The organism is Streptomyces sp. NPDC005808, assembly GCF_042871385.1.
Lineage (GTDB): Bacteria > Actinomycetota > Actinomycetes > Streptomycetales > Streptomycetaceae > Streptomyces.
The window spans coordinates 219,620-246,037 of the sequence record NZ_JBIAIK010000009.1; the positions used below are offsets into that span (position 1 = coordinate 219,620).

At 70.0% G+C, this 26,418-nt stretch carries 22 protein-coding genes and 1 pseudogene; 16 read left to right on the forward strand and 7 right to left on the reverse strand.

Annotated features, from left to right (window positions below; genetic code table 11):
- Nucleotides 1–98 precede the first annotated feature (98 nt).
- From ACFYPC_RS21745 to ACFYPC_RS21815, 15 genes and pseudogenes are all read left to right on the forward strand, one after another.
- Nucleotides 99–1,472, forward strand: coding sequence for a DUF6716 putative glycosyltransferase (locus tag ACFYPC_RS21745; protein WP_388678575.1), 1,374 nt, complete (start codon nucleotides 99–101; stop codon nucleotides 1,470–1,472).
- Between the two features lie 41 nt (nucleotides 1,473–1,513).
- A complete protein-coding gene (locus ACFYPC_RS21750) occupies nucleotides 1,514–2,821 on the forward strand; it encodes a cytidylyltransferase domain-containing protein (protein WP_388678578.1) in 1,308 nt (435 codons plus the stop codon).
- A gap of 14 nt (nucleotides 2,822–2,835) precedes the next feature.
- Complete coding sequence (locus ACFYPC_RS21755) at nucleotides 2,836–3,771, forward strand: N-acetylneuraminate synthase family protein (RefSeq protein WP_388678581.1); 936 nt, start codon at nucleotides 2,836–2,838, stop codon at nucleotides 3,769–3,771.
- A 29-nt stretch (nucleotides 3,772–3,800) separates the two neighbouring features.
- The gene (locus ACFYPC_RS21760) at nucleotides 3,801–4,937 is read left to right on the forward strand and encodes a hypothetical protein (RefSeq protein WP_388678584.1); all 1,137 of its coding nucleotides are present in this window, start codon (nucleotides 3,801–3,803) and stop codon (nucleotides 4,935–4,937) included.
- A gap of 64 nt (nucleotides 4,938–5,001) precedes the next feature.
- A complete protein-coding gene (locus ACFYPC_RS21765) occupies nucleotides 5,002–5,340 on the forward strand; it encodes a low temperature requirement protein A (protein ID WP_388678586.1) in 339 nt (112 codons plus the stop codon).
- 234 nt (nucleotides 5,341–5,574) lie between these two features.
- Nucleotides 5,575–6,861 carry an amidohydrolase gene (locus ACFYPC_RS21770; RefSeq protein ID WP_388678587.1) on the forward strand — a complete coding sequence of 429 codons (1,287 nt, stop codon included), beginning with the start codon at nucleotides 5,575–5,577 and terminating at the stop codon, nucleotides 6,859–6,861.
- Between the two features lie 347 nt (nucleotides 6,862–7,208).
- Nucleotides 7,209–8,264 carry a BMP family protein gene (locus ACFYPC_RS21775; RefSeq protein ID WP_388678589.1) on the forward strand — a complete coding sequence of 352 codons (1,056 nt, stop codon included), beginning with the start codon at nucleotides 7,209–7,211 and terminating at the stop codon, nucleotides 8,262–8,264.
- Nucleotides 8,265–8,637: 373 nt separating this feature from the next.
- Nucleotides 8,638–9,687, forward strand: coding sequence for a BMP family protein (locus ACFYPC_RS21780; RefSeq protein WP_388678592.1), 1,050 nt, complete (start codon nucleotides 8,638–8,640; stop codon nucleotides 9,685–9,687).
- A gap of 272 nt (nucleotides 9,688–9,959) precedes the next feature.
- On the forward strand, nucleotides 9,960–11,597 hold the full coding sequence (locus ACFYPC_RS21785; protein WP_388678595.1) for an ABC transporter ATP-binding protein: 1,638 nt from the start codon (nucleotides 9,960–9,962) through the stop codon (nucleotides 11,595–11,597).
- Entirely contained in the window at nucleotides 11,597–12,727 is a 1,131-nt protein-coding gene (locus tag ACFYPC_RS21790; protein WP_388678598.1) for an ABC transporter permease, read from the forward strand. Before ACFYPC_RS21785 ends, ACFYPC_RS21790 begins: the two co-directional genes overlap by 1 nt.
- Nucleotides 12,724–13,989, forward strand: a complete 1,266-nt coding sequence (locus ACFYPC_RS21795) for an ABC transporter permease (protein WP_388678600.1) — start codon at nucleotides 12,724–12,726, stop codon at nucleotides 13,987–13,989. Before ACFYPC_RS21790 ends, ACFYPC_RS21795 begins: the two co-directional genes overlap by 4 nt.
- The gene (locus ACFYPC_RS21800; protein WP_388678602.1) at nucleotides 13,986–14,417 is read left to right on the forward strand and encodes a cytidine deaminase; all 432 of its coding nucleotides are present in this window, start codon (nucleotides 13,986–13,988) and stop codon (nucleotides 14,415–14,417) included. Before ACFYPC_RS21795 ends, ACFYPC_RS21800 begins: the two co-directional genes overlap by 4 nt.
- 78 nt (nucleotides 14,418–14,495) lie before the next feature.
- Nucleotides 14,496–15,779, forward strand: coding sequence for a thymidine phosphorylase (locus ACFYPC_RS21805; protein ID WP_388678879.1), 1,284 nt, complete (start codon nucleotides 14,496–14,498; stop codon nucleotides 15,777–15,779).
- Between the two features lie 94 nt (nucleotides 15,780–15,873).
- A complete protein-coding gene (locus ACFYPC_RS21810; RefSeq protein ID WP_388678604.1) occupies nucleotides 15,874–16,458 on the forward strand; it encodes a Uma2 family endonuclease in 585 nt (194 codons plus the stop codon).
- An 80-nt stretch (nucleotides 16,459–16,538) separates the two neighbouring features.
- A pseudogene (locus tag ACFYPC_RS21815) lies at nucleotides 16,539–16,718 on the forward strand (hypothetical protein); the annotation flags it as partial.
- A 39-nt stretch (nucleotides 16,719–16,757) separates the two neighbouring features.
- On the opposite strand, the gene ACFYPC_RS21820 reads toward ACFYPC_RS21815, so the two are convergent.
- Together ACFYPC_RS21820 and ACFYPC_RS21825 are read right to left on the reverse strand one after the other, a co-directional pair.
- A complete protein-coding gene (locus tag ACFYPC_RS21820) occupies nucleotides 16,758–17,828 on the reverse strand; it encodes a sigma-70 family RNA polymerase sigma factor (protein WP_388678606.1) in 1,071 nt (356 codons plus the stop codon).
- Between the two features lie 139 nt (nucleotides 17,829–17,967).
- Nucleotides 17,968–19,272, reverse strand: a complete 1,305-nt coding sequence (locus ACFYPC_RS21825; protein WP_388678609.1) for an MFS transporter — start codon at nucleotides 19,270–19,272, stop codon at nucleotides 17,968–17,970.
- A gap of 35 nt (nucleotides 19,273–19,307) precedes the next feature.
- Between ACFYPC_RS21825 and ACFYPC_RS21830 the strand changes: the two genes are divergently transcribed.
- Nucleotides 19,308–20,297, forward strand: a complete 990-nt coding sequence (locus tag ACFYPC_RS21830) for a LysR substrate-binding domain-containing protein (protein ID WP_388678612.1) — start codon at nucleotides 19,308–19,310, stop codon at nucleotides 20,295–20,297.
- Here ACFYPC_RS21830 and ACFYPC_RS21835 read toward each other — a convergent pair.
- Genes ACFYPC_RS21835 through ACFYPC_RS21855 form a run of 5 tightly spaced genes read right to left on the reverse strand, consistent with a single transcriptional unit; the run spans nucleotide 20,251 to nucleotide 26,417 of the window.
- Nucleotides 20,251–21,138 carry an anchored repeat-type ABC transporter permease subunit gene (locus ACFYPC_RS21835; protein WP_388678615.1) on the reverse strand — a complete coding sequence of 296 codons (888 nt, stop codon included), beginning with the start codon at nucleotides 21,136–21,138 and terminating at the stop codon, nucleotides 20,251–20,253. The two genes, ACFYPC_RS21830 and ACFYPC_RS21835, sit on opposite strands and share 47 nt — an antisense overlap.
- Nucleotides 21,135–21,860, reverse strand: coding sequence for an anchored repeat-type ABC transporter ATP-binding subunit (locus ACFYPC_RS21840; protein ID WP_388678617.1), 726 nt, complete (start codon nucleotides 21,858–21,860; stop codon nucleotides 21,135–21,137). Before ACFYPC_RS21840 ends, ACFYPC_RS21835 begins: the two co-directional genes overlap by 4 nt.
- Entirely contained in the window at nucleotides 21,857–23,242 is a 1,386-nt protein-coding gene (locus ACFYPC_RS21845) for a TIGR03773 family transporter-associated surface protein (protein ID WP_388678620.1), read from the reverse strand. Before ACFYPC_RS21845 ends, ACFYPC_RS21840 begins: the two co-directional genes overlap by 4 nt.
- Entirely contained in the window at nucleotides 23,242–24,738 is a 1,497-nt protein-coding gene (locus tag ACFYPC_RS21850; protein WP_388678623.1) for an anchored repeat ABC transporter, substrate-binding protein, read from the reverse strand. Before ACFYPC_RS21850 ends, ACFYPC_RS21845 begins: the two co-directional genes overlap by 1 nt.
- A gap of 14 nt (nucleotides 24,739–24,752) precedes the next feature.
- Nucleotides 24,753–26,417, reverse strand: coding sequence for a choice-of-anchor M domain-containing protein (locus ACFYPC_RS21855; RefSeq protein ID WP_388678626.1), 1,665 nt, complete (start codon nucleotides 26,415–26,417; stop codon nucleotides 24,753–24,755).
- Nucleotide 26,418: the final 1 nt, after the last annotated feature.

The following is a 26,418-nucleotide window of genomic DNA, read 5'->3' on the forward strand; positions in this document are numbered from 1 at the left end:
TTCATTCCAGGTACTTCCTGGTCATCGGCGGGCCGGTTGGGCTGTCGGAGGCTTTCTGTTAACTCTTTGTTGAGTTGAGGTTGGGTTATACCTAAGAAATGGTTCCTAGCGTCGTAGGTGTGCCACCAAGTGCAACGAGTACAACGAAGCCCCTACGGGTCGCGGTACTCGCGGACTCCGACACCCGCTGGAAGTGGGGTGCGCTGACCGCGGGTCGCATTGCTCCCGGTCCGTCCATGGAAGCCGGATCGCGCGCCGACGCGCAAGTCGGTCCTGCTCTGACCGGATTCCTCCTGCGGGGCCGGGCAACACCCACGCCGCGTCAGTTGGCGGAAGTGGGTGTCCGTGCGGATTCCGTACGAGAGGTCACGGCCGTGGAATTCCTGCGCGCCATGGAGCAGGAGTCGTACGACGTGGTGGTCCTCGCCCTGGTCGGTGGCGCCGTGCAGGCGATGCTGCACGGCCTGCGGCGGATCTGGGACGGCCGCGACCGGCGTCCCGTGGTCGTCACCGGCTACGTCGGGGTCGTCTACGAGAAGCTCGCCGACGGGCTCCTGCTGCGGCACGGTGCGGACCTCGTCCTCGCCAACTCCCGTCAGGACGCGGACCGTTTCCGAGCTGTGTACGAAGGAGTAGGTGCCGACGCCTCGTCGGTCACGGAGGTCGCCCTGCCCTTCCTCGGCGGAGCCCCCTACCGCAAGGGGAACGACCCTTACACGGTCGTCTTCGCCGCCCAGCCCTCCGTACCGGACAGCCGTAAGGACCGTACGTACCTGCTCAACCGGCTGATCCAGCACGCGAAGCTGCACCCGGACCGCGAGGTGCTGCTCAAGCTGCGCTCCAAGCCGGGCGAACACACCACACACATCGAGGAGTTGCCCTACCAGAAGCTGGTCCAGAAGCTGGACCCGCCGGCCAACTTCCGCCTCGTCTACGGGCACATGGGCGAGGTCCTCGACAGCACCGATCTGCTCATCACCATCAGCTCCACGGCCGCCCTGGAGTCCCTGCACCGCCGTATCCCCACCGTCGTCCTCAGCGACCTCGGGGTGCGCGAGTCACTCGGCAACCACCACTTCGTGGGCTCGGGATGCCTGGCGTCCTGGGACCAGCTGGACGACGGGTACCAGCCCTCGCCGAACGCGGACTGGGTGTCCCGGCAGGGCGTCGCCGCCGACGGGTCGTACGAAACGGCCTTCGACGTCGCCCGGGACCGCATCGGCGAGCTGCTGGAAGCATCGGCGCTCCCGCCCCTCGCTCCGTACTACACGCCCGTGACCGCGCCCGGCTACCTCCCGGGTATTCTCGCTCGGCACCATCTCGGCCCGGACGGCACCCCGCTGCCCGGCGCCCCCGCGGCGGACCGGGAACCCAGTCCCGTACGGCAGATAGTCCGCCGAGCCGCCCGTGGCGCCTACCGCCACGGTGTCCAGCGCGTGGCGCCGGTCATCCGGCGGATGGGCGAACTGTGAGCGCCCGCATCCCACGCGTCCCTCGTCAAGGAGAACAGCGAATGTCCAACTCGGAAGCCGGTCAAGCGGGCCGGACGGCGCGGGTGCGCCGCGTACTCGCGGTGATTCCCGCGCGCGGCGGCTCCAAGGGCGTCCCCGCGAAAAACCTCCTCCCGGTCGGAGGCGTGCCGCTGGTGGCCCGCGCCGTGCGCGAGTGCCGCGCCGCGCGCCTCGTCACGGACGTCGTGGTCTCCACCGACGACCAGGCGATCGCCGCCGCCGCCCGCCAGGCCGGCGCCGAGGTGGTCCTGCGCCCCGCCGCCATCGCCGGCGACACCGCGACCTCCGAGGCCGCCGTCCTGCACGCCATGGACGCCCACGAGGCCCTGCACGGCGCGCCGGTCGACGTGGTCCTGCTCGTCCAGGCCACCAGCCCGTTCATCATCCGTGAGGACATCGACGGGGTCTCGGCCGCCGTCGTGGAGAACGGCGCGGACACCGCGGTGACCGTGGCGGCCTTCCACGGCTTCATCTGGCGCGACGCCGACGACGAGGCCACGGCCGTCGAGACCACGTCCACCGCGTCGGTGGGCGGACCGTCGGTGACCGCCACCGCGACGGCCACGACCGGCGGCTACGGCGTCAACCACGACAAGGCCTTCCGCCCGCGCCGCCAGGACCGCCCCCAGGACCTCCTGGAGACCGGCGCCGCGTACGCGATGGACGCGGCCGGCTTCCGCGAGCACCAGCACCGCTTCTTCGGGCGTACGGAGCTCGTGCGCACCGACCCCGCGCGGGTGCTGGAGATCGACGACCCGCACGACCTGGCCCGTGCCCGGGCCCTGGCGCCCCTCTTCGACGCCAACCGCCCCGGCACACTCCCGACCGCCTCCGACATCGACGCGGTCGTCATCGACTTCGACGGCACCCAGACCGACGACAGGGTGCTGATCGACTCCGACGGACGGGAGGTCGTCGCCGTGCACCGCGGCGACGGCCTCGGCATCGCGGCCCTCCGCAAGAGCGGCCTCTCGATGCTGATCCTGTCCACGGAACAGAACCCGGTCGTCGCCGCCCGAGCCCGGAAACTACAGATTCCGGTCCTCCACGGCATCGACCGGAAAGATCTCGCACTCAAGCAGTGGTGCGAGGAACAGGGCATCGCGCCCGAGCGCGTGCTCTACGTCGGCAACGACGTCAACGACCTCCCGTGCTTCGCCCTCGTGGGCTGGCCCGTGGCGGTCGCGAGCGCCCACGACGTCGTGCGCGCTGCCGCACGCGCGGTCACCACCGTCCCCGGCGGCGACGGCGCGATCCGAGAGATCGCCAGCTGGATCCTCGGCCCTTCTCTCGACTCCCTCGACAAGTAAGGAACCACACCCCCATGAGCAACTCCCGTCTGCGCAGCTTCGGTTCGAAGACCGCCGGCCCCGGCCACCCGGTCTACGTCGTCGGCGAGATCGGCATCAACCACAACGGCGAGCTGGAGAACGCGTTCAAGCTGATCGACGCCGCCGCCGAGGCCGGCTGCGACGCGGTCAAGTTCCAGAAGCGCACCCCGGAGATCTGCACCCCGCGCGACCAGTGGGACATCGAGCGTGACACCCCCTGGGGCCGGATGACCTACATCGACTACCGCCACCGGGTGGAGTTCGACGAGACCGACTACCGCAAGATCGACGAGTACGCCAAGAGCAAGAACATCGACTGGTTCGCCTCCCCGTGGGACACCGAGGCCGTCGCCTTCCTGGAGAAGTTCGACGTCCCGGCCCACAAGGTCGCGTCCGCGTCGCTGACCGACGACGAGCTCCTTCGCTCGCTCCGCGCCACCGGCCGTACGGTCATCCTCTCGACCGGTATGTCCACCCCGAAGCAGATCCGTCACGCGGTCGAGGTCCTCGGCTCGGACAACATCCTGCTCTGCCACGCGACGTCGACGTACCCGGCGCAGGCCGAGGAGCTCAACCTCCGCGTCATCAACACCCTCCAGGCCGAGTACCCGAACGTCCCGATCGGCTACTCCGGCCACGAGACCGGCCTCCAGACCACCCTCGCGGCGGTCGCCCTGGGTGCTACCTTCATCGAGCGCCACATCACCCTGGACCGCGCGATGTGGGGCTCCGACCAGGCCGCCTCTGTCGAGCCGCAGGGCCTCGTCCGCCTTGTCCGCGACATCCGCACCATCGAGGCCTCCCTCGGTGACGGCGTCAAGAAGGTCTACGAGTCGGAGCTCGGTCCGATGAAGAAGCTGCGCCGCGTCACGGGCGTCGTGGCGGAGGCGGAGATCGCCGACGCCGCCGGTGAGCCGGTCTCGGTCTGAAACCCTTAAGACGGGACGGTCGTACGTCGATGAGCCCCCGCGCCGGTTCCACCGGCCCCCACACTCTCGCCTTCGTCGAGAGTCCGGTACAGCTCCTGAACGTGCTGGAGTGGGCGCACGCCCATGTCCTGCGGCACGAGCAGGACAGTGCTCCGGCGCCCGGCGGGGCGCCGGCCGGGGGGACCGCCGGTCCGCCCGGCGCGGGGCTCACCCTCGTCGTCCTCTCACCGAACGACCCCATGACACGCGGCCAGTTGCGCCGCATGGCGGACCTGGCCCGCGACGAGGGCTACGAGGTCCGCTGGGAGGAGGCGCGCGGTGGCACCGCGGCCCCTTTCCAGACGATCGGCGGCCTCGCCCCGCTGCTGCGCAGGGCCCGCCGCATCGTCATGGGAGACCCGTTCTCCCGCTACGTACAACTCCTGCTGACCATCACCCGGGCCCGCGACCTGGTGGTCGTGGACGACGGTACGGCGACGATGGAGTTCGTCGCCCAACTGGCCCGCGGTGAACGCCTGGTGCGCTGGCACCGGCGCGGCGGCCGCCCCGGCCCGCGTGACCTGCTCTTCGCGCCGGTCTCGTCCTCCGCCCGGCGGCGCCTCACGCCCTCCGTGAGACGCTCGGTGGAGGTCTTCTCCTCGATGCCGATCGACTCGGCCCCGGAGGGCGTCCGCCTCACCTCGAACGACTTCTCCTGGACCCGCGCCCGCTTCGGCCCGCCCCGCATCACCAAGGGCGCGGACCTGGTCGGCACGTCCCTGGTCGAAACCGGCGTCGTCGACCCGGACCACTACCTGGAGGCGGTCCGCACCCTCGCCAAGGCCCACGGCGCGACCCGCTACTTCGCCCACCGCCGTGAGAGCACGGAGAAGCTCCACCGGCTGGCCACGGAGATCGGGCTGGAGATCGTCCGCCCGGACCTGCCCCTCGAACTGATCGCCCGCCGTGGTCCCATCGGCCGCGTGATCCTCAGCTTCCCGTCGACGGTCGTGCACACCCTGCCGCTGGCGCTGGTCGGCACCGAGGTGCGGGTCGCGGTGTGCGACATCGACCCGGCGTGGCTCACGGAGAGCGCCTCGCCCCGGGCGCAGGGGTTCCTGTCGGGGGTGACGGGGACGGCGAGGGACGTGACCCGGTTGTCGGCGGTGACGGTGACGCCGGTCTGACTTCCCCCGGCCCGGTCCTGTCCTATCGTTGCGGGCGGTAAAGCCGGGCGGGGGAGGGGGAGTCGTGGCGACTCGGAGTGAGCGGTCGCGGATCGCGGCCACCGGGGACGAACACCGGGTGACACCGGCGGAACTCTTCTTCGACCTGGTGTTCGTATATGCGATCACTCAGGTCACCGCGCTGATGGCGGCGGATACGTCGGCACTCCGGCTGCTCGGCGGGGCCGTGGTGCTCGCGCAGTGGCCGCCCTGCTGTTCCTCGACCGGCGGACGGCCGACGCCGGGGCCTGATCCACGGGCGGCCGGGTTCGGGGAGTTCGGTTTCCCGGACGTCGGCAATCACGTTCCGTGTCGGAGCAGCCGCGCGGCGGTCACGGTTCCGGGATCACGGGGCTGGTTGTGAGACCGTGGGGAAGGAGTACGGGAATGGGCTCGGGCACCTCGGGCGTTTTCCCTGGGCAGTCCTCGGGTGATCCGCGGCGGGCCGACTCAAGATCCAATCGCCCGGAAAGCCGGGCGAGTTTACCCAACCTCACCGATACCTATGCGTTGTGCGGCCAGATTTTCTTCCCCTAACAGGTTGAACTTTTGTTGATCGTGGGTCAGTTGGCCGCCCGATCGCCCTACCCTTCAGAGGGTGAACCAAGTGACGTCCCGAGAGTCAGAGGCCGACCTCCCAGGGGAAGCCGCGCTCCCCGGCGCGCTGCCCGAGGCACTGCGCGCCGAACTCGTCGCGTTCCGCCGCGACTTGCACATGCACCCCGAGCTCGGCAACCAGGAGTTCCGCACCACCGCGGCCCTCAAGGCACGCCTGGAGCTGGCGGGCCTGCAGCCGCGCGTGCTCGACACCGGTACCGGACTCATCTGTGACATCGGCGACCTGGACGGCGCAGGCCCCATGCTCGCCCTGCGTGCCGACATCGACGCGCTGCCCATCCCGGACACGAAGACCGAGTGCGCCTACCGGTCGACCGTGCCCGACCGCGCGCACGCCTGCGGACACGACGTACACACCTCCGTCGTGCTCGGCGCCGGCCTCGTACTCGCCCAGCTGCACCGGGAGGGGCGGCTGCCGCGTCCGGTGCGGCTGATCTTCCAGCCCGCCGAGGAGGTGCTGCCCGGTGGCGCCCCCGACGCGATCGAGTCAGGCGTTCTCGAAGGCGTCGGGCGGATCATCGGCGTGCACTGCGACCCCAGGGTCGACGCGGGGCGCATCGGCTTGCGGCACGGCGCCATCACCTCCGCGTGCGACCGGCTCGAGGTCGCACTCGACGGCCCCGGCGGCCACACCGCGCGCCCCCACCTCACCACCGACCTCGTCACCGCCGCCGCGCGCGTCGCCACCGACGTCCCCGCTCTGGTCGCCCGCCGCACCGACGCGCGCAGCGGGCTCGCGGTGACCTGGGGGCGGATCGAATCCGGGCATGCCTGCAATGTGATCCCGAACCACGCCGAGCTCTCCGGGACCGTGCGCTGCCTGGACCTGGCCGCCTGGCGGGCCGCGCCCGACCTGGTGCACGCGGCGATCGACGAGATCGCGAACCTCTACCGGGCGAAGTCCGAGATCAACTACATCCGTGGTGTTCCCCCCGTCGTCAACGACCCGGCCGTCACCGGTCTGCTGCGTGCCGCCATGACCGCCCGGCGGGGTGTGCACTCCATCGAGGACACCGAGCAGAGCCTGGGCGGCGAGGACTTCTCCTGGTACCTGGAGCACGTGCCCGGCGCGATGGCCCGGCTCGGGGTGCGCACGCCCGGCGAGCGCGTCCCCCGCGACCTGCACCAGGGTGACTTCGACGCCGACGAGTCGGCGATCACGGTGGGCGTGGAGCTGTTCACCGCGGCGGCCCTCCTCGACGCTGAGCCGCTGCTCGGCGTGGAACCTCTCCTGGGCGCGGAGCCCCTTCTCGACACCGGGGTGTGAGGCAGGGGCGTGACCCCGTTCGCCCCCGGGGTCGCGCCCTTCGCCGACGCCCACGCACCCGCTCCGGTAGCGCCCCGCACCCCACCGTCGTAGCGTGGGCAGCGGAGACTCGTAACCGCTTGCCCAGTCACGCATGCCGCGCAACCCGCACACGGACCGTCACCGGCACAGTAGGTGCTCTGTCCCCAAGTGCACCCTTCGACCCCATAGTTCACAGGGACGTAACCGGCCATCGGCACGAATGGATAACGGCCAGGCGAAACCCCGTTCCCTGAACTGTCTACGCGCGTTAATGTGCGCCGAACTCAGCACCCACTGCGGGGCTTTGGAGAATGGGGAACCTTCAGATGCGTCGGATATCCAGCCTGACCCGTGTCGCGGTGGGGGTCGCGTCGCTCGCACTCGCGGCCACGGCCTGTGGCGGCACCAGTAACGATGCAGGCAGCAGCAGCAGCAGCGAGAGCAGCGGTGGAAAGGGCCTCGCCATCGCCTACGACATCGGCGGCAAGGGCGACCAGTCCTTCAACGACGCGGCGTACGCGGGCCTGGAGAAGGCGAAGGCCGAGTTCAAGTACGAGACCGCCGACATCGAGCCCACCGACGGTGAGACCGACGCCGACAAGGAGCAGCGGCTCGCCTCGCTGGCCAAGCAGGGCTACAACCCGGTGATCGGCATCGGGTTCGCCTACGGCCCCGCGTTGACGGCTGTCGCGAGCAAGTACCCCGACACCACCTTCGGCATCGTGGACTCGGAGGTCAAGGGTGCCAATGTGGCGTCCCTCGTCTTCGCCGAGCAGGAGGCCTCCTACCTCGCCGGTGTCGCCGCCGCCAAGGCCACCAAGACCAACACCGTCGGCTTCGTGGGCGGCGTGGACATCCCGCTGATCCACAAGTTCGAGGCGGGTTACAAGCAGGGTGTCCAGGACACCAACTCCAAGGTCACCGTCCTGTCGCAGTACCTGACGCAGACCGCCGAGGAGGGTGGCTTCTCCAGCCCCGACAAGGGCAAGGCGGCCGCTGAGGGCCAGCTGGAGAAGAACGCGGACGTCATCTACCAGGCCGCGGGCCTCTCCGGTCAGGGTGTGATCGAGGCCGCCGCCAAGGAGAAGAAGTGGGCGATCGGCGTTGACTCCGACCAGTACAACCAGGCCGCCCTCGCCTCGTACAAGGACTACATCCTGACCTCCGCGCTCAAGGACGTCGGCGGCGCGGTGTACTCGCTCGCCAAGTCGGTCGAGGACGGCAAGCCGCTGACCGGTACGCAGACCTTCGACCTGAAGGTGGACGGCGTCGGCCTCGCCGACAGCAACCCGAAGATGGCGGAGATCTCCGGCCTCACCGACGCCGTGGCCAAGGCCAAGGCGGGCATCATCGACGGCACGATCAAGGTCAAGACCGAGTAGTGATCAAGTTCAAGACCAAGTAGCGAGCGAGGTCAGGACGGAGTGGCGGCCGAGGTCGGGGCCGAGTGGCGAGCGAGGTCGGGACCGAGTAGCGACCGCGACCCGCCTGGACGGGCGTACGCGAACAAAGTCACATCAAGCGGGCGGGTGCCGGAAGGCGCCCGCCCGCTTGATGTGTCCGCACCGCAGGTCACCCACCGCCACCGCCCCTTTGCGGTCGGCAAGGCTCGACCCACCAAATGAGCGCCGTCGGGCACAGCCGGATAACAAGGTGGACAGAAGGGGTTTTCTAGTTGGTCTACGCGCGTTAATCTGCGGCGAAGCCAGCGCCGTAGTCGTTCCGTCAGGCGCTTGTACGACAGGAGCACAACACATGCGCCGGGTTCCCCGCATCGCGCTCGCAGGCGCTGCGACCGCGTCTCTCGCCCTCGTTCTGTCCGCCTGTGGCGGCACCTCGACCTCCGCGGGCTCGTCGGAGTCGAAGGGCGACCTCGGTCTCGCCATCGCCTACGACGTCGGCGGCAAGGGTGACCAGTCCTTCAACGACGCCGCTTACGCGGGTCTGGAGCAGGCGCAGAAGGAGTTCGGCTACAAGACCGCCGACGTCGAGCCCACCGACGGTGAGACCGACGCCGACAAGACGCAGCGCCTGGTCTCGCTGGCCAAGCAGGGCTACAACCCGGTGATCGGCATCGGCTACGCCTACGCGCCGGCCCTCAAGGAAGCCGCGGCGAAGTACCCCGACACCACCTTCGGCATCGTCGACGACTCCACTGTCGAGACGGCGAACGTCGCCGACCTGGTCTTCTCCGAGCAGGAGGCCTCCTACCTCGCCGGCGTCGCCGCCGCCAAGGCCACCAAGACCAACACCGTCGGCTTCGTGGGTGGCGTGGACGTGCCGCTGATCCACAAGTTCGGTGCGGGCTTCGAGCAGGGCGTCAAGGACACGAACCCCAAGGTCACCGTCCTGTCGCAGTACCTGACGCAGACCGCCGAGGAGGGCGGCTTCTCCAGCCCCGACAAGGGTAAGACGGCCGCCGAGGGTCAGATCGAGAAGAAGGCCGACGTCGTCTACGCGGCGGCCGGTCTGTCCGGCCAGGGTGTCATCGAGGCCGCCTCCGCCGCCAAGGTGTGGGCGATCGGTGTCGACTCCGACCAGTACAAGCAGGAAGCTCTGAGCAAGTACAAGGCCTCCATCCTGACGTCCGCGACCAAGGACGTCGCCAAGGCGGTCTACAACCTCGCGAAGTCGGTCGAGGACGGCAAGCCCGAGACCGGTATCGTTCGGGGCGACCTGAAGTCCGGTGAGGTCGGCCTCGCCGATTCCAACCCGGCCTTCAAGGACGACACCGCTATCCAGGACGCCGTAGAGGCAGCCAAGGAGAAGATCATCAGCGGCGAGATCAAGGTCAAGACCAGCTGACGAAGCAGGACCTCAGGAGCAGCCGAGCGGCTCCGGGGAAGTTCAGGAAGGCCGTCAGGGCCCGCCCGCTCTTCTCCGGAGCCGCTTGGTAACCGCGGGGTTACGTCCGCTCAACGGGGTACGGGGAGTCTGGCTCTCCGTATCCCGTTCTCGCGGCGCGCCGCCCCTTAAGTTGCCGTAGGGGCGCTACGCGCGTAGACGACCCCCTTTCCCTCAGGAGATGCGCCATCAACGCGTCCAGCAGCCCTCCGGCCGGCGCGGTCAACGGTCAGGTGACCGCAGTCGAACTCGCCGGAATCACCAAGCGGTTCCCCGGCGTCGTGGCCAACCACGACATCCACCTCAGCGTCCGCAAGGGCACGGTCCACGCCCTCGTCGGTGAGAACGGCGCCGGCAAGTCGACGCTGATGAAGATCCTCTACGGCATGCAGAAGCCGGACGAGGGCACCATCGCCGTCGAAGGCGAGCCGGTCACCTTCTCCTCGCCCGCCGACGCCATCGCGCGCGGCATCGGCATGGTCCACCAGCACTTCATGCTCGCCGACAACCTCACCGTCCTGGAGAACGTCGTCCTGGGCAGCGAGAAGCTGTACGGCATCGGAGGCAAGGCCCGCCGCAAGATCCTGGACCTCTCCCAGCGGTACGGCCTCGATGTGCGCCCCGACGTCCTGGTCGAGGAACTCGGTGTCGCCGACCGGCAGCGCGTGGAGATCCTCAAGGTCCTCTACCGCGGCGCCCGCATCCTGATCCTGGACGAGCCCACCGCGGTCCTCGTCCCGCAGGAGGTCGAGGGGCTCTTCGCCAACCTGCGCGAGCTCAAGTCCGAGGGCCTGTCGGTCATCTTCATCTCGCACAAGCTGGGCGAGGTCCTCTCCGTCGCCGACGACATCACGGTCATCCGCCGCGGCACGACGGTCGGCACCGCCGTCCCGTCCGAGACCACCTCGCGCCAGCTCGCCGAACTGATGGTGGGCAGCGAGCTGCCGACCCCGGAGACCGCCGAGTCCACGGTCACCGACCGGCCGGTCCTGACCGTCAGTGACCTGCGCCTGGTCGCCCCCGGCGGCAAGGCCCTCCTCGACGACATCACCTTCACCATCCACGCGGGCGAGGTCCTCGGCCTCGCCGGTGTCGAGGGCAACGGCCAGACCGAGCTGATCGACGCGCTGATCGGACTCAAGGCCGCCGACTCCGGCACCATCACGCTGGCCGAGGAGGAGATCACCTCCTGGGCCACCCGCAAGCGCCGCGAGCAGGGCATCGGCTACATCCCCGAGGACCGGCACCGCCACGGCCTGCTCCTGGAGTCCCCCCTCTGGGAGAACCGCATCCTCGGCCACGTCACCGAGAAACCCAACACCCGCGGTGGCCGGGGTATCTGGCTCGACATCAAGGGCGCCCAGGCGGACACCCGCCGGATCGTCGAGGAGTACGACGTCCGCACGCCCGGTATCGACGTCACCGCGGCCTCCCTCTCCGGCGGCAACCAGCAGAAGCTGATCGTCGGCCGGGAGATGAGCGCCAAGCCGCGCTTCCTGATCGCGGCCCACCCCACCCGCGGTGTGGACGTCGGCGCGCAGGCCCAGATCTGGGACCAGATCCGGGAGGCCCGCCGCGAGGGACTCGCCGTACTGCTGATCTCCGCGGACCTGGATGAGCTGATCGGGCTGTCCGACACCCTGCGGGTGATCTACAACGGCAAGCTGGTCGCGGACGCCAACCCGGCCACCATCACCCCGGAGGAGCTCGGCACGGCCATGACCGGCGCCGCCACCGGACACCTGGAGAACGAGGAGCTCGCCGAGCGGGTGGAGCTCGAAGAGCAGGCCGAGCAGGCTGAGCAAGTCGAGCCAGAGCAGGCCGAGACCACGGCAGACACCCCGGACGCCCCGGAAGACGAGGCCCGCTGATGAAGAAGTTCGACAAGGAGCGCCTGCTCCTCGCGGTGGCCGGACCGGTCATCGCGCTCGTCGTGGCCGTGGCGCTGACCTCGGTCGTGCTGATCGCCTCGGGGAAGAACCCGATCGAGCCGTACACGCTCATGTTCGAGCAGGCCGGGTACTCCGACATCCAGGTCCTGATCATCAACCAGGCCTCGATGTACTACATCGCGGCGCTCGCGGTGGCCATCGGCTTCCGGATGAACCTGTTCAACATCGGCGTGGACGGTCAGTACCAGCTCGCCGCCATGATGGCCGCGGTCGTCGGCGCCCATGTCGCCCTGCCGGCCGTCCTCCAGGTCCCGCTGCTGATCCTGACCGCGGTCTGTACCGGCGCGTTCTGGTCCGGCATCGCGGGTGTCCTCAAGGTCACCCGCGGGGTCAGCGAGGTCGTCGCGACGATCATGCTCAACGCGATCGCGACCTCCCTCATCGCCTACCTGTGGCTGCCCAGCGTCTTCGGCGTCAAGGTCGGCAACAACAACACCACCGGCGAGATGGACAAGTCCGGCTGGGTGCCCGGCTTCGACATGGGTGACGCCGGTGAGATCTACGGCCTCGTCGTCCTCGCGGCGCTGCTCGGCATCGGCTACTGGGTCGTCCTCAACCGGACCCGCTTCGGCTTCGACCTGCGCGCCTCGGGCGCCTCGGAGACCGCCGCCGCGGCCAGCGGGGTGAACCCCAAGCGCATGGTGCTCACCGCCATGCTGGTCTCCGGCGGCCTGGCCGGCCTCGCGGGCCTGCCGATCCTGCTCGGCGACTCGCACACGTACAGCCTGAACTTCCCGACGGGCATCGGTTTCCTGGGCATCGGCATCGCCCTCCTCGGCCGCAACAGCCCGACCGGCATCGCCTTCGCGGCCCTGCTGTGGGCCTGGCTGGACAAGGCGTCGCCCGAGCTCGACTACAACGGCTACGACAAGGAGATCGCGGTCATCATGCAGGGCCTGATCGTGCTCTCGGTCGTCGTCAGCTACGAGGCCGTACGCGAGTGGGGGCTGCGCCGCCAGCAGCGTCGCGTCGGCGCGGAACTGGCCGCGGGCCACGTCCTCGGCGCCTCCTCCGACAACAACACCCAGAAGGAGGTGGCGGGCCGATGACCACCGCAACCGACGTCAACCAGCCCTCGCTGGAGACCGCGCCCCCCAGCGGCCGCCGGCTGTCGCTCCCCGTCCTCCTGCTGGTCATCGCGGGCGGCCTGGCGCTGACCTCGATCGTCCGCATCATCACCGGCGCCGACGGCATCACCAACGTCAGCCAGATGTCCACCGCGCTCCAACTGGCCGTCCCGATCGGCCTCGCCGGTCTCGGCGGTCTGTGGGCCGAGCGCGCGGGCGTCGTCAACATCGGCCTCGAAGGCATGATGATCCTCGGCACCTGGTTCGGTGCCTGGGCCGGCTACCAGTGGGGCCCGTGGACCGGCGTCCTCGTCGGCATCATCGGCGGCTGCATCGGCGGTCTGCTGCACGCGATCGTCACGATCACCTTCAACGTCAACCACATCGTCTCCGGTGTGGCCATCAACATCCTCGCCCTCGGCGCCACCCGCTACCTCGCCCCGCTCGCCTTCGAGGGCGTCCAGGGCGGCTCGGCCAAGCAGTCCCCGCCGGTCGACTCACTCGGCAACTTCACGGTGCCAGGACTCTCCGACGGGCTCAGCACGCTCAACGAGAAGGGCTGGTTCTTCCTCTCGGACATCGCGGGCCTGCTCGGCGGGCTCGTCACCGATGTGTCCTGGCTGACCCTGATCGCCATCGCGCTGATCCCCGCCACCTGGTGGATCCTCTGGCGCACCCCCTTCGGCCTGCGCCTGCGCTCCTGCGGCGAGAACCCGATCGCGGCCGAGTCCCTCGGCGTCAACGTCTACAAGTACAAGTACATCGCCGTGATCATCTCCGGCGGTCTGGCCGGCCTCGGCGGCGTCTTCCTCGCCATCGTGGCCAACCCCTTCTACCTGGAGGGCCAGACCAGCGGACGCGGTTACATCGGTCTCGCCGCGATGATCTTCGGCAACTGGATGCCGGGCGGACTCGCCATCGGCGCGGGCCTGTTCGGCTACACCGACAGCCTCAACCTGCGCGGCGGCTCCGAGAACGTCCACGCGCTGCTGCTGCTGGCCGCCATCCTGCTGCTCCTCGGCGCGGTCTGGCTCGTGATCAGGAAGAAGTACCTGCCCGCGGTGATCACCCTGGTCGTCGGCGTCCTGGTGTTCCTCTGGTACGCCCTCACCAACGAGGTCCCGAACCAGGTCGTCTCCGCCACGCCGTACGTCATCACGCTGCTCGTCCTCGCGCTGTCGGCGCAGCGCCTGCGGATGCCGAAGGCGGACGGTCTGCCGTACCGGAAGGGGCAGGGCAAGTGACCTCCGCCGACGAGGGTTCCGCTGCCGTCGAGGGTTCGGCCGCCGTGGACTGGGATGCGCTGCGGGAGGTGGCCCGTGCGGCCATGTCCCGTGCGTACGCCCCGTACTCGGGTTACCCGGTCGGTGTCGCCGCCCTCGTGGACGACGGCCGGATCATCTCCGGCTGCAACGTCGAGAACGCCTCGTACGGTGTCGGGCTGTGCGCCGAGTGCGGTCTGGTCTCCGAGCTGCAGAACACCGGCGGCGGCCGGCTGACGCACTTCACCTGCGTCGACGGACGGGGCGACATCCTCGTCCCGTGCGGGCGCTGCCGTCAGCTGCTGCACGAGTTCGGCGGGCCGGGTCTGCTCCTGGAGACCCCCGCCGGGATCCTGCCGCTCTCCGAGATGCTGCCGCAGGCCTTCGGGCCGGAGTATCTCAACAAGTAACTCCGTGCGGCCCCCCTGATCGACCGACTGGTCACCGGGTGGGGCCGCTCACCTTTCGGAAGGAAAGCCATGGCTGTGTTGTCGATGGACGCCGTCTCCGTCATCCGCACCAAGCGGGACCGCGGTGAGCTCAGCGACGAGCAGATCGACTGGGTCATCGACGCCTACACCCGCGGCGAGGTGGCCGACTACCAGATGGCCGCCCTCAACATGGCGATCCTGCTCAACGGCATGGACCGCCGGGAGATCGCCCGCTGGACCGCCGCGATGATCGCCTCCGGCGAGCGCATGGACTTCTCGTCGCTGTCCCGCCCGACCGCCGACAAGCACTCCACGGGCGGCGTCGGCGACAAGATCACGCTCCCGCTGGCCCCGCTGGTGGCGGCCTGCGGCGCGGCGGTCCCACAGCTCTCGGGCCGGGGCCTCGGCCACACCGGCGGCACCCTCGACAAGCTGGAGTCGATCCTCGGCTGGCGCGCGCTGCTTTCCAACGAGGAGATGCTCTCCGTACTGGACGGCGTCGGCGCGGTGATCTGCGCCGCGGGTGACGGTCTCGCCCCCGCCGACAAGAAGCTGTACGCGCTGCGCGATGTCACCGGCACGGTGGAGGCGATCCCCCTGATCGCCTCGTCCATCATGTCGAAGAAGATCGCCGAGGGGACGGGCTCCCTGGTCCTGGACGTCAAGGTCGGCACCGGCGCCTTCATGAAGACGATCGAGGACGCGCGTGAACTCGCCTCCACGATGGTCGGCCTGGGCACGGACCACGGAGTGAAGACGGTCGCCCTCCTCACGGACATGTCGACGCCGCTGGGTCTGACGGCGGGCAACGCGCTCGAAGTACGGGAATCCGTCGAGGTGTTGGCGGGCGGTGGCCCCTCGGACGTCGTCGACCTCACCCTCGCGCTGGCCCGCGAGATGCTCGACGCGGCGGGCGTGAAGGACGCCGACCCGGCGAAGGCGCTGGCCGACGGCTCCGCGATGGACGTCTGGCGCCGCATGATCGCCGCGCAGGGCGGGGACCCGGACGCCGCGCTGCCCGTCGCACGCGAGCAGCACGTCGTCACGGCGCCCGAATCGGGCGTGCTCACCCGTCTCGACGCGTACGACATCGGCATCGCCGCCTGGCGCCTGGGTGCCGGACGCGCCCGCAAGGAGGACCCGGTGCAGGCGGGAGCAGGCGTCGAACTCCACGCCAAGCCCGGCGACACCGTGACCGCGGGCCAGCCCCTCCTCACCCTCCACACGGACACCCCGGAGCGCTTCGAGTACGCACTCCGGTCGGTCGAGGGCTCCTACGACATCGCTGCGGCGGGCACCGATTTCAAGGCCGCCCCGGTGGTGCTGGAACGTATCGCCTGACCTGCGCCTTCCTCATACGGGTGAACGGGATCGGTGGACCTACGCCGGTCCCGTTCGGCATGCTGGGATCGGTGACGACCGATAGGAGACCGCCGTGGGCGCACTCACCGTCAGCCAGGACCCCGAGCAGAGCTGGGACGACCTCGTCCGGTTCTGGGAGGAGATGGAATGGCCTGAGGGCAGCAAGGTGGAGATCGTTGAGGGGATCATCACCGTGTCACCTGCTCCCGCGTACCACCACAACTTCATCACGGAACGAATCCAGCGCCGCCTCTACTCCGTGATCCCCGAGGACTGGGGCGTCTTCCAGACTCTGGCCATCGCTGTGCCCTCGCGTCTGGGCATGCTCATTCCGGACATCGTGGTGGCTCCCGCGCGGGAGCACACGGAGGCGGACAGTCACATCCCGGCCGCCCTGGCCAAGCTCGTCGTCGAGGTGACCTCCAAGTCCAACGCCCGGCACGACCGCATCAGCAAACCGGCCGCCTACGCCACCGCGGGCATCCCCCTCTACCTCCTCGTCGACCGCTGGGCGCCCGAAGGTCCCACCGCGACGCTCTACGGAGAACCGAAGGGCGACGTCTACCGTCCACTCAGCACCGCCAAGTTCGGCGAAGCCATCAAGCTGCCCGCGCCCTTCGACCTGGTCATCGACACGGGCGAGTTTCCCGCCGAGTAGCGGCAGGGCGCGCCCTGCCGATGAGTTTCGCGTCCCCCGCCGGTCTACTGGGTGTGGATGCCACGACACCCGCCGTACTCATGCTGCCCGGCCCCGTCACCCGTGACGACGTGCCCCGGCTCTGTGATGACGTGCGGGCGCGGCTGGAGACATCGGGCAGCGGGGTCGTGGAGTGCGATGTCGCGGGGCTCGGGCCGCCAGGCCTTGGCACCGTGGACGTCCTGGCCAGGCTGCAGCTCGCCGCGCGGCGGGCGGGGGGACGGATACGCCTGCGGAACCCGTCCCCTGCCCTGCGCGCGCTACTCGACCTGGTCGGACTCCGCTTCGACTCCGTGGACGCCCTGAACCCCTCGGACGCCCTGGACCCCAGGACTCCCTTCGGGAGCTTCGAGCCGGAGGGGCAGGCCGAAGAGCGGGAACCAGCGGGCGGTGTCCAGGAAGCAGTGGAACCCCGTGATCCGGCCCTTTGAGATCTCCAGCACCTGCACGGCCCAGGGCGAGAAGCCGCCCTGCTCCGCATCCGGCTTGTAGTGGGCGAAGCCCGGGAGGCCGTTGACCTCCACCGGCACCAGGCGGGAGTTCGCGCAGCCGGCGCCCAGCGTCGTCATGAAGCCGGTGATGTCCTCCGTGCCGACCAGCCACAGGTCGAACGGCGGCATCGTCATGATCGCGTCCTCGTGGAGCAGCGCCGTCAGCGCCGTCATGTCGTACCCCTCGAAGGCGGCGACATAGCGCTCCAGGAGCTTCTGCTGCTCCTCGTCGAGCGGGTCGGAGGTGGCGGCGTCCGCACCGGCTCCGTCGCTCTCCGCGAGGGTCGCGCGGGCCCGCTGGAGCGCGCTGTTGACCGAGGCGACCGTCGTGCCGAGCAGCTCGGCGACCTCGCTCGCCTTCCAGGCGAGGACCTCGCGCAGGATCAGCACCGCGCGCTGCTTGGGAGGCAGCTGCTGCAGGGCGGCCATGAAGGCGAGCCGCACCGACTCCTTCGCCACCGCGGCCTCGGCCGGGTCGACGACCTCGGGCAGGACGCGGGCGGTCGGCATCGGCTCCAGCCACGTGTGGTCCGGGCGTGGGTTGAGCGCGGCCTGGGCCAGCGGTGAGGGTGCCGTCAGATCCATGGGACGCGCCCTCTTGTTGCCCGCGTTCAGCATGTCCAGGCATACGTTCGTCGCGATCCGGTACAGCCAGGAACGCATCGAGGAGCGGCCCTCGAACTTGTCGTAACTGCGCCAGGCGCGGACCATCGTGTCCTGCACCGCGTCCTCGGCCTCGAAGGAGGAGCCGAGCATCCGGTAGCAGTACCCGGTCAGCTCGACCCGGTGTTTCTCCAGCCGGACGTCCAGGTCTGTCGTCGTCGCCGTGCCTTCGCTCATAGCCAACCCACCCCTGTGGCCGTTTCCGCCGCGCCTTCGCGACGTACTTCGGAAGCTACCGCAGCCCACTGACAATGGCCTGGGGAGTGGGGAAAGGCGCAGGTCAGGGGGTGGGTGGTTTTGTTCGCCCCTTCCGCGCTCAGTGCGCCAGCACCGGCCCCCGTCGGGCCTGGACCCGCGCCGCGTGCGAACCCAGCACCGTGATCGCGACGACGCCGAACACGGCGAGCAGGCCGAGGGTCACCGTCCCCGCCCAGCCACCCGCGTGGAAGGCGACGGCGCCCAGCGTGCTGCCCACGCTGGAGCCGACGTAGTACGCGGACTGGTACAGGGCGGAGGCCTGCGCCCGCCCCCGTGTGGCGGTGTTGCTGACCGACGACGACGCCACCGCGTGCCCCGCGAAGAACCCCGCGGTGATCAGCACAAGACCGAGCAGGATGAACGGCAGCGAGTCGGCCAGGGACAACAGCAGACCCGCGGTCGTCGTGCCGCCCGCCAGATACAGGGAGCCGCGCCGGCCAAGCCGGGCGACCAGCTTCCCCGCCGTCGACGCCGACACCGTGCCCACCAGATACACCAGGAAGATCGAGCCGATGATGCCCTGGGGGAGGGAGAAGGGCGCCTCGGTGAGGCGGTAGCCGATCACCGTGTACACCCCGCCGAACACCGTCATGAAGAGCGCGCCGATCGCGTACAGCCGGCACAGCAGCGGGTTCGAGAGGTGGTCGCGGACCGTGCGGGCCAGGATCCGCGGCCGCAGCGACCCGGCCGTGAAGTGCCGGGGGGCGGGCAGCAGCAGCCGGAAAGCGACCGCGCACGCCACCGCGATCAGGCCGATCACACCGACGGCGACGCGCCAGCCCCACTCCTGCGCGACCCAGCCGGTGACGACCCGCCCGCTCATGCCGCCGACGCTGTTGCCCGCGACGAAAAGACCGATCGCGGTGATCAGCGCCTTCGGCCGGACCTCCTCGGCCAGATAGGCCGTCGCCGAGGCAGGGAGCCCCGCGAGCGCAGCTCCCTGTACGGCGCGCAACGCGATCAGCGCGCCGATCGACGGAGCGAAGGGGACCAGTAGGCCGACCGTCACGGCCACCACCAGCGACGCCGTCATCAACGTACGCCGTCCGAACCGCTCCGACAGGGCGCTCATGGGCAGCACGAACAGCGCCAGAGCGCCCGTCGCGGCCGACACCGTCCAGCTCGCGTCACTCGCGCTGACGGCGAAGTCGTGCGAGATGAGGGGGAGGAGTGCCTGCGTGGAGTAGAGGAGCGCGAAGGTCGCGACGCCCGCGAGGAAGAGGGCCAGGCTCATCCGGCGGTAGCCGGGCCCGCCCGGGGCCATCCGGGAGTCGGCCGACACGGTGGAGGCGGAAGTCGCGGGAGCTGAGGCGGTGGTCGAGGCGTCCACGGTGGTGGACGCCCCGGTACTGGCAGAAGGCATACTTCAAAGCTAAAGACCCGCTACTCATCCGTCCAATGCACGGAAACGCCATAATCGTTCCTGTGATGCATGAGTCGAGGTCGGAAGCGCACCTGTCACCGTCCAGTGACACACAAGACAGCGCGGAAATGTCGAGACTCCTCGCCCCGCGCCTCGCGCACTTCGCCGGAGTGGCCCGCACCGAGCACGTCACGCGGGCCGCGCAGGAGATGGGGGTGCCGCAGTCGACTTTGTCGCGGGCCATGGTGCGGCTCGAACAGGACCTGGGCGTCGAGCTGTTCGCGAGAAGGGGACGGACGGTCTCGCTCACGCCGGCCGGCCGTACGTTCCTCGGCTCCGTCGAACGCGCCCTCGCCGAGATCGAACGCGCCGCCGAGGAGGTGCGCGCGGACGCCGACCCCGCCACCGGCAAGGTCGCCTTCGGCTTCCTGCACACCATGGGGTCGGAAACGGTCCCCGAGCTCATCCGCGCCTTCCGCGCCGATCATCCCCGCGTCCGCTTCAGCCTCGTCCAGACCTACGGCGAGGCGATGTTGGAACGGCTGCGCTCCGGAGAGCTGGACCTGTGTCTCACCTCACCCGTGCCGGACGCCCCCGACCTGGTGGGCCGCCGCCTCGACGAGCAGAAGCTCCGGCTGGTCGTCCCCGCCGACCACCGCCTCGCCGGTCGCAGACGCATCCGCCTCGCCGAGGCCGCCGACGAGACCTTCGTGACCCTGGAACCGGGTTACGGGCTGCGCCGTATCACCGACGCCGTCTGCCGGGAGGCGGGCTTCAAGCCGAGGGTCGCCTTCGAAGGCGAGGAGGCGGAGACGCTACGGGGTCTCGTCGCCGCCGGCCTCGGAGTGGCCCTCCTCCCGCCACCGGCCTTCGCCCGCCCGGGAGTTGTCGAGCTGACGGTCACCGCCCCGCGCGCGGTGCGCGAGATCGGTGTCGCCTGGCTCGACGGTCACCCGGACACTCCGCCTGTCGCGGCCTTCAAGAAGTTCCTGTTGTCGCGGCGGGGGCACCTGCTGCCGGAGTGACCCGCTGCCGCAGGGCCCGCGTCAGCAGCCCGTGCCGCGGCGCCAGACACCAGGTGACGATAAAGACGCCGGTCAGTACGACGACCACCGAACCACCGGCCGCGAGGTCATAGGCGTACGACACATAGAGCCCGGCCAGACTGCCCGCGCAGCCGATCCCGGACGCGAGCACGGTCATCGCCCACAGCCGGTCCGTCAGCATCCGGGCCGTCGCCGCGGGCGTGATGAGCAGTGCCAGGACGAGTACGTTGCCGACGGCCTCCAGTGACATCACGATCGTCGCGGTGACGACGACGTACAGCGTCAGGTCGAGGCGGAAGACCGGCAGGCCGGCCGCGCGGGCGGTCTCCCGGTCCAGGCTGACGGCCACCAGTTCCTTGCGGAGCGCGAGGACGACGACGACCAGCACCGCGCCGATCCCCGCCACCGTCCACACGTCGGACGCCGACACCGCGAGCACCTGCCCGAACAGGAACGACGACAGGTCGGTCGTCCAGCTGTCGCGCGTCGACACGAGCACGATCCCGAGCCCGAACGCGAAGGCGAAGAACACCCCGATGACGGTGTCCTCCTTCAGCCGCCGGTTCTGCGACACGAAGGCGATCAGTACGGCGGTGGTGATCCCGGCGGCAGCCCCGCCGATCAGCAGGTTCCCCTCGAAGGTGTAGGCCAGCGCCACTCCCGGGAACGCCGAGTGGGCCACCGCGTCCCCGATGAACGCCATCCCGCGCAGCACGACGTACACCCCGACGACCCCGCAGACCAGCCCGACGACGGCCGCGACGGTGAACGCCCGCTGCATGAAGGGGAGTTCCCAGGGGTCGAGCAGAAAGTCGATCATGCCCTGGCCCCCGTCGGTCCCATCGCACGGTCGAGGCCGAACGCCCGCAGCATCTGCTCCGGGTCCGCGAGCAGTTCCGGGCCGCCCTCCGCGACGACCGTCCCGTTGATCAGCACCACTCGGTCACAGGTGCGGGCGGCGGCCGCCAGGTCGTGGGTCGTCATCAGCAGCGCCTTGCCCTGTTCGCGGGTGAGTTGTCCGAAGAGGTCGTTGAGCAGGTGCTGGGTGGGTACGTCGACTCCGGTGAACGGCTCGTCCAGCAACAGGAGTTCGGGTTCGGCGGCGAGTGCGCGCGCCACGAGCACGCGCTGGCGCTGCCCGCCCGACAGCTCGCCGATGGGCCTGCGGCGCAGCGCGGTGAGCCCGGTCAGTTCCAGTGCCCGGTCGGCGGCCGCACGGTCGGCGGCGCGCGGCATCCGTAGCCAGCCGATCGACCGGGTACGTCCGGTCAGCACCGTCCCCGCGACATCGATGGGGAAGTCCCAGGCGAACTCGTGGCGTTGGGGCACGTACCCGATGGGCGACGACTCGGCGCGCACGGCACCCGAGGCGAGGGGGACGAGCCCGAGGACCGCCCTCAACAGGGTCGTCTTTCCGGCCCCGTTGGGCCCGATGAGTCCCACCAGCTCGCCCTCGTCGACGCTCAGCGACGCCTCCCGCAGGGCCGGGCGCCCGCCCAGGACGACGGACGCCGAGTCGACGGTGAGCAGGGTGCCGCTCATGCCTCCTCACCCCTGCGGCGGCGACGTACGGCCCAGATGGCACCCGCGCCGGCCAGCGCGAGACCTGCGGCCACGGAACCGAGCAGGGCTGGGCTGTCCGCGCCGGTGTGGGCCATGGAGCCGGAAGGCTCGGCACTCGCGGTGGTGCTGTCGTCGGACGTCTGTGAACTCCCGGAGTCTCCGGCCGTGCCGGAGGGGGCATCCTCCCCGCCGCTCACCTCCGAGGGATCCGTGTCGTCCCCGACCACGAAGGCCAGCGTCTCCGTGTCGCTCACCTTCGTCCCGTCCGCCAACTGCCCGGACATCGTGAGCGTCAGCCGGTACGTTCCCTCCTTCTGGAAGGCCCAGCCGCCGTGCGCGTGCGTGTTCTGGGCGACGTCGAAGGAGTCCGGCACGCCGTCCGCGCTGTTGAAGAGCACGTCGGCGCCGGACAGCCCGTCGTACGTGTAGAGCGCGAAGTTGCCCGGCCCATCGGCCTTGTCGAGCGAGAACTTCACCTCGCCCTTGGCGGCCCCCGACGCGATGTTCTCGGTCGACCAGCCGGGCCACAGCAGGCCGTCCTGCTGTATCTGGTCGAGCAGCCACACCGGGTCGCCCGCCTTGCCGAGGAACGCGAAGTCGTCGTTGTCCGGGATGGTCTTCTCGGCGGCCGGCTTGACGTGCAGCACGAGGGACGAGGGTTCGCGCCAGGTGGTCTTCCCGGCGACGGTTCCGTCCTTGACGTGGATCTGCATCTTCCCGCCCACGACGCGGGCGGCGATGTCGATGTGCCCCTCGTCCAGGGTTGTCCGGGTGGAGACGACCGGTACGTCGTCCTCGGCGGCAAACTGGGCTTCCTGGGCAGCGAGTTGGGTGACCTGCTGGGCGTTCTGGGCGTTCTGGGCGGCGAAGGCCGAGAGGGCTGGCGTCTCGGTCACCTTGGTGACGGGAGTCCCGGCGGCTGCCGGAGGCGCGAGCGAAGCCGCCGTGTCCGGCTCCTTCTCCGGCTCCTCCGCGCCCTCTTCCGCCTCCGCGATGACGGCGTTTCCGACGAGCACCTGATACCGCGCCTCGGTCGCCTCGCCCGTACGGAAGAGCAGTTCGTAGGCCCCCGCGGTCGCGAACACCCAACGGGCGTCGCCCTGTTGGCCTTCGGAGGTGACCTTCCCCGGCCCTTCGGCTCCGCTCAGTGACCAGCCGTCCCGGCCCCAGCCGGTCTCGTCCGCCGTCACCTCCCACACCCGGGAACCCGCGAAGTCCGCGCCGCCCTGGGACACGACCACCCGGTGGGTGTCGTCCACCTTCACCACCGGCACCTGGTCGCCGTCCGCCGCGAGGGCGACACTCCCGCCGACCGCCAGCGTGGCGGCCAGCGCCACCACCGTGCAAACCCTGCCCCGCATCAACTCGCCCCTCCCTGTAGGCACTTCGCGAGCTCGGTCGCGTTGTGCCGCATCATCGCCACGTAGTCGTGGACCTTGTCGTCGAACGAGTCGCCGTAGATCGTGCAGACGCGCACGTCCTCGTCCTCGGCGACCCTGCGCAGCACGTCGGCACGGGCGGCGAGGTTCGGTTCGAGGAAGACCGCCGGGACGTTCTTCTCCCGGATGGTGTTGCCGAGTTCCTCGACCTCGGCGGCGCTCGGCTCCTGGTTCGGCACGGGGACGACGAAGCCCGCGACCTCCATGCCGTAGGCCTTCGCGAGATAGCCGAAGGCGTCGTGTGTGGTGATGAGCTTGCGGTTCTGCTTCGGGATCGTCGCGAGGGTGTCCGCGACCTCCTGGTCGAGCGCGCCGAGCGTCTTGAGATAGGCGGCGGCGTTCTTCTCGTACGCCGCCTTCCCTGCCGGGTCCGCCGCGGTCAACTCGGCCTCGATGCGCCGCACATACGCCTCCGCGTTGGCGACGTCCTCCCACGCGTGCGGGTCCAGGTCGCCGTGCACGTGCTTGCCGATGACGGCCTGCGGCAACACCCACAGGTCGGCGCCGGGCGCGCCCAGGAAGCCGTACGCGCCCTCCTCGGGCACTTCCTCCTTCGCCCGGTCCGGCACGTTGAGCGTGACGTCGTCGGTGGCGTGGTAGGCCCGCTTCCCGGTGGCGGGATCGTCGGAGCGTACGGACACCTTGTGCTGTTCCGCGTCGAAGGCGACGTCCGCGTGCCCGTCGTCGAGTACCGTCCCACCGTCCTCGGGGGCCGCGCCGCCGACCGAGAAGGTCAGCGTGCCGCTCCCGGCGCCCGAGCCCTCGACGGTCAGCCGGTACGTACCCGGCTCGGTGAAGGCCCAGTTGACGTGGGTGTGCGCCTCGGCGGGCAGCTCGAAGGAGTCGTCCTCGTCGAAGCCGTCCGTGGAGTCGACGTAGCTGATGGGGTTGCCGAGAGTGTCGGTGAGATAGACGTGCAGGTCGCCCGGCCCCTCCAAGTCCGTTGCGCGGATCCGCATTTGGGCGCCGGCGCCGCCGAGGTCCCCTTCGACCGCCCAGCCCAGCCACAGCACGTCGAGCCCGAGGTCCTCCTCCAGCTTGATGACCGTGCCGCCGTACTCCTCCAGCTTCTCGCTGATCTCGACCTTGGGCGCGTCCTCGCGGGCGTTGCTGTGGACCATCTTGGTGATCCCGGGCTCTTCGAGCAGCAGGCCGTTGCTGAAGACCAGGTCGGCCCGCGCGACCGTCGCCGCGTCGCCGGGGCTCGGTTCGTAGGAGTGCGGGTCGCCGTGCTGCGGCACGATCGAGGTGACGTCGACACGGTCACCGCCGACCTGGCGGACCAGGTCGGCGATGATCGCGGTGGTCGTCGAGACCTTCAACTCGCCGGTGCCGGAGCCCGTTCGGGACCCCGCGCATCCGGCGAGAAGAGCTCCGGCGAGAGCCACGCCGACGGCGCTTCGCGTACGCCTTCTCAACTCCGGGCTCCTTCTCACTGCTGAGCTCGCTTTCTCCGTACGGCCCACACGGCGCCGCCTCCGACGATCAGCGCGGCAACGGACGCGCCGAGCGGTGCGAGGACACCGGAGCCGGTGGAGGCGAGGGCGCCGGTGACCGTGGTGGACGTACCGTCGTTCGGGCCGACTGCAGGCGTGGACTCCGACGGTGAGGCGGGTGCCTCCGGGCTCGCGCCCGGGCCTGAACTCGCCGACGGGGTGGGGGCGTCGGAGCCGGGCGCACTGGCCGTCGGTGTCGCCGTGTCCTCGTCCCCCGCCCCGGGCTGGACCGTCGACGGGTCGACGTCATCCCCCACGACCCACGCGATGGTCTCCGTGTCACTGACCTGCGTCCCGTCGGCCAGAGTGGCGCTCACGGTGAACTCGGTGCGGTAGACGCCCTCTTGGGTGAAGGCCCAGTACGAGTGGGAGTGTGCGTCGACGCTGTGCACGAAGCTGTCGGGCAGGCCGTCGCCGCTGTTGATCCAGAGGTCCCAGCCGCTGAGCGAGCCGCTCGAGAACACGGCCATGGTGCCCGGGCCCTGCAACGAGTCCACCTGGTAGGTGACCTTGCCGTCGAGTGCGGCCGGTTCCCACTCCTCGGTGCTCCAGCCCGGCCAGAGGATGCCTGAGACCTGGGCGAGCGGCAGCCACCAGACCGGGTCGCCCTCGGCGCCGAGGAAGGCCGTGTCGCTCGTGATCTTCTTCTTCGCGGCCGGGACGACATGCAGCACGACCTCGTCGGGCTCGTACCACTGGTAGTCGTACGCCGTGCCCTCCTTGATCTGGAACCGCAGTCCGCCGTCGACGGGCCGGGCGGCGAGGTCCAGGTGCCCGTCGTCGATGACGTGGGCGCCGGATCCGGTGGCGGTCGGGGTGGGGGTGACGGGCTGCGTCGGGGGCGGGCTGCTCGGCGGCGTCGGCGTCGGCGTCGGCGTCGGGGTCGGCGTCGGGGTCGGCGTCGATCCGTCGCCGGGCAGGACGGCCGTCGGGTCGGTGTTCCCGACCGCGACCGCGAGGGTCTCGGTGTCGTTGGAGACGGTGCCGTCGGCGAGGGTCGTACTTGCCGTGAGGGTCAGTCGGTAGACGCCTTCGGCGCCGAACCCCCAGGTGGGGACGGCGTGTTCGGTGTCCTTGCCCAGCTTGTAGGAGTTCGCGGTGGGATCGGAGGCGAGGTGGACGTCCGGCGGGATGTCGTTGTAGGAGTCGTCCTCCAGCCAGTCGTAGAGGGCGAAGCCACCCGGGCCCTCGAAGCCGGTGAGCGTCACCTCGGTGTCGGCCCCGGCCTCCGTGCCGTTCCAGCCGGGTTCGAGGGCGAAGATCTGGTCCGCCTCCCAGCCGTTGAGGTACCAGGCGTCCATCAGACTGCCCAACGGCCCCTGGAGCGGGCCCTCGACGAACGACTTCGCCTCGGGCACGACGTGCCAGACGACCTCGGAGGGCTCGCGGACCACCTCGGTGCCGGTCGTCCGGTCGTCAAGCTGGAGCTGGAGTTCACCGTCCACCAGCCGGGGTGTGAGGTCGACCGGTCCTTCGTCGAGTACGACCGCGCCGGACGCCGCCCTGGCGGGCGGACTGCCGCCCGCCACGAGCCCCAGCGCGCCGGTGAGTACCGCCGCCGCGGCGATCACCGCGGCGGCGTAGGTGTGTCTTGTACTCATC

Excerpts from the sequence above, each read along its gene's own strand:
- ACFYPC_RS21745 (WP_388678575.1), top strand. The coding sequence starts at position 99 with ATGGTTCCTAGCGTCGTAGGTGTGCCACCAAGTGCAACGAGTACAACG.
- ACFYPC_RS21750 (WP_388678578.1), top strand. The coding sequence starts at position 1,514 with ATGTCCAACTCGGAAGCCGGTCAAGCGGGCCGGACGGCGCGGGTGCGC.
- ACFYPC_RS21755 (WP_388678581.1), top strand. The coding sequence starts at position 2,836 with ATGAGCAACTCCCGTCTGCGCAGCTTCGGTTCGAAGACCGCCGGCCCC.
- ACFYPC_RS21760 (WP_388678584.1), top strand. The coding sequence starts at position 3,801 with ATGAGCCCCCGCGCCGGTTCCACCGGCCCCCACACTCTCGCCTTCGTC.
- ACFYPC_RS21775 (WP_388678589.1), top strand. The coding sequence starts at position 7,209 with ATGCGTCGGATATCCAGCCTGACCCGTGTCGCGGTGGGGGTCGCGTCG.
- ACFYPC_RS21780 (WP_388678592.1), top strand. The coding sequence starts at position 8,638 with ATGCGCCGGGTTCCCCGCATCGCGCTCGCAGGCGCTGCGACCGCGTCT.
- ACFYPC_RS21790 (WP_388678598.1), top strand. The coding sequence starts at position 11,597 with ATGAAGAAGTTCGACAAGGAGCGCCTGCTCCTCGCGGTGGCCGGACCG.
- ACFYPC_RS21795 (WP_388678600.1), top strand. The coding sequence starts at position 12,724 with ATGACCACCGCAACCGACGTCAACCAGCCCTCGCTGGAGACCGCGCCC.
- ACFYPC_RS21820 (WP_388678606.1), bottom strand. The coding sequence starts at position 17,828 with ATGAGCGAAGGCACGGCGACGACGACAGACCTGGACGTCCGGCTGGAG.
- ACFYPC_RS21825 (WP_388678609.1), bottom strand. The coding sequence starts at position 19,272 with ATGCCTTCTGCCAGTACCGGGGCGTCCACCACCGTGGACGCCTCGACC.
- ACFYPC_RS21830 (WP_388678612.1), top strand. The coding sequence starts at position 19,308 with ATGCACGGAAACGCCATAATCGTTCCTGTGATGCATGAGTCGAGGTCG.
- ACFYPC_RS21835 (WP_388678615.1), bottom strand. The coding sequence starts at position 21,138 with ATGATCGACTTTCTGCTCGACCCCTGGGAACTCCCCTTCATGCAGCGG.
- ACFYPC_RS21840 (WP_388678617.1), bottom strand. The coding sequence starts at position 21,860 with ATGAGCGGCACCCTGCTCACCGTCGACTCGGCGTCCGTCGTCCTGGGC.
- ACFYPC_RS21845 (WP_388678620.1), bottom strand. The coding sequence starts at position 23,242 with ATGCGGGGCAGGGTTTGCACGGTGGTGGCGCTGGCCGCCACGCTGGCG.
- ACFYPC_RS21855 (WP_388678626.1), bottom strand. The coding sequence starts at position 26,417 with ATGAGTACAAGACACACCTACGCCGCCGCGGTGATCGCCGCGGCGGCG.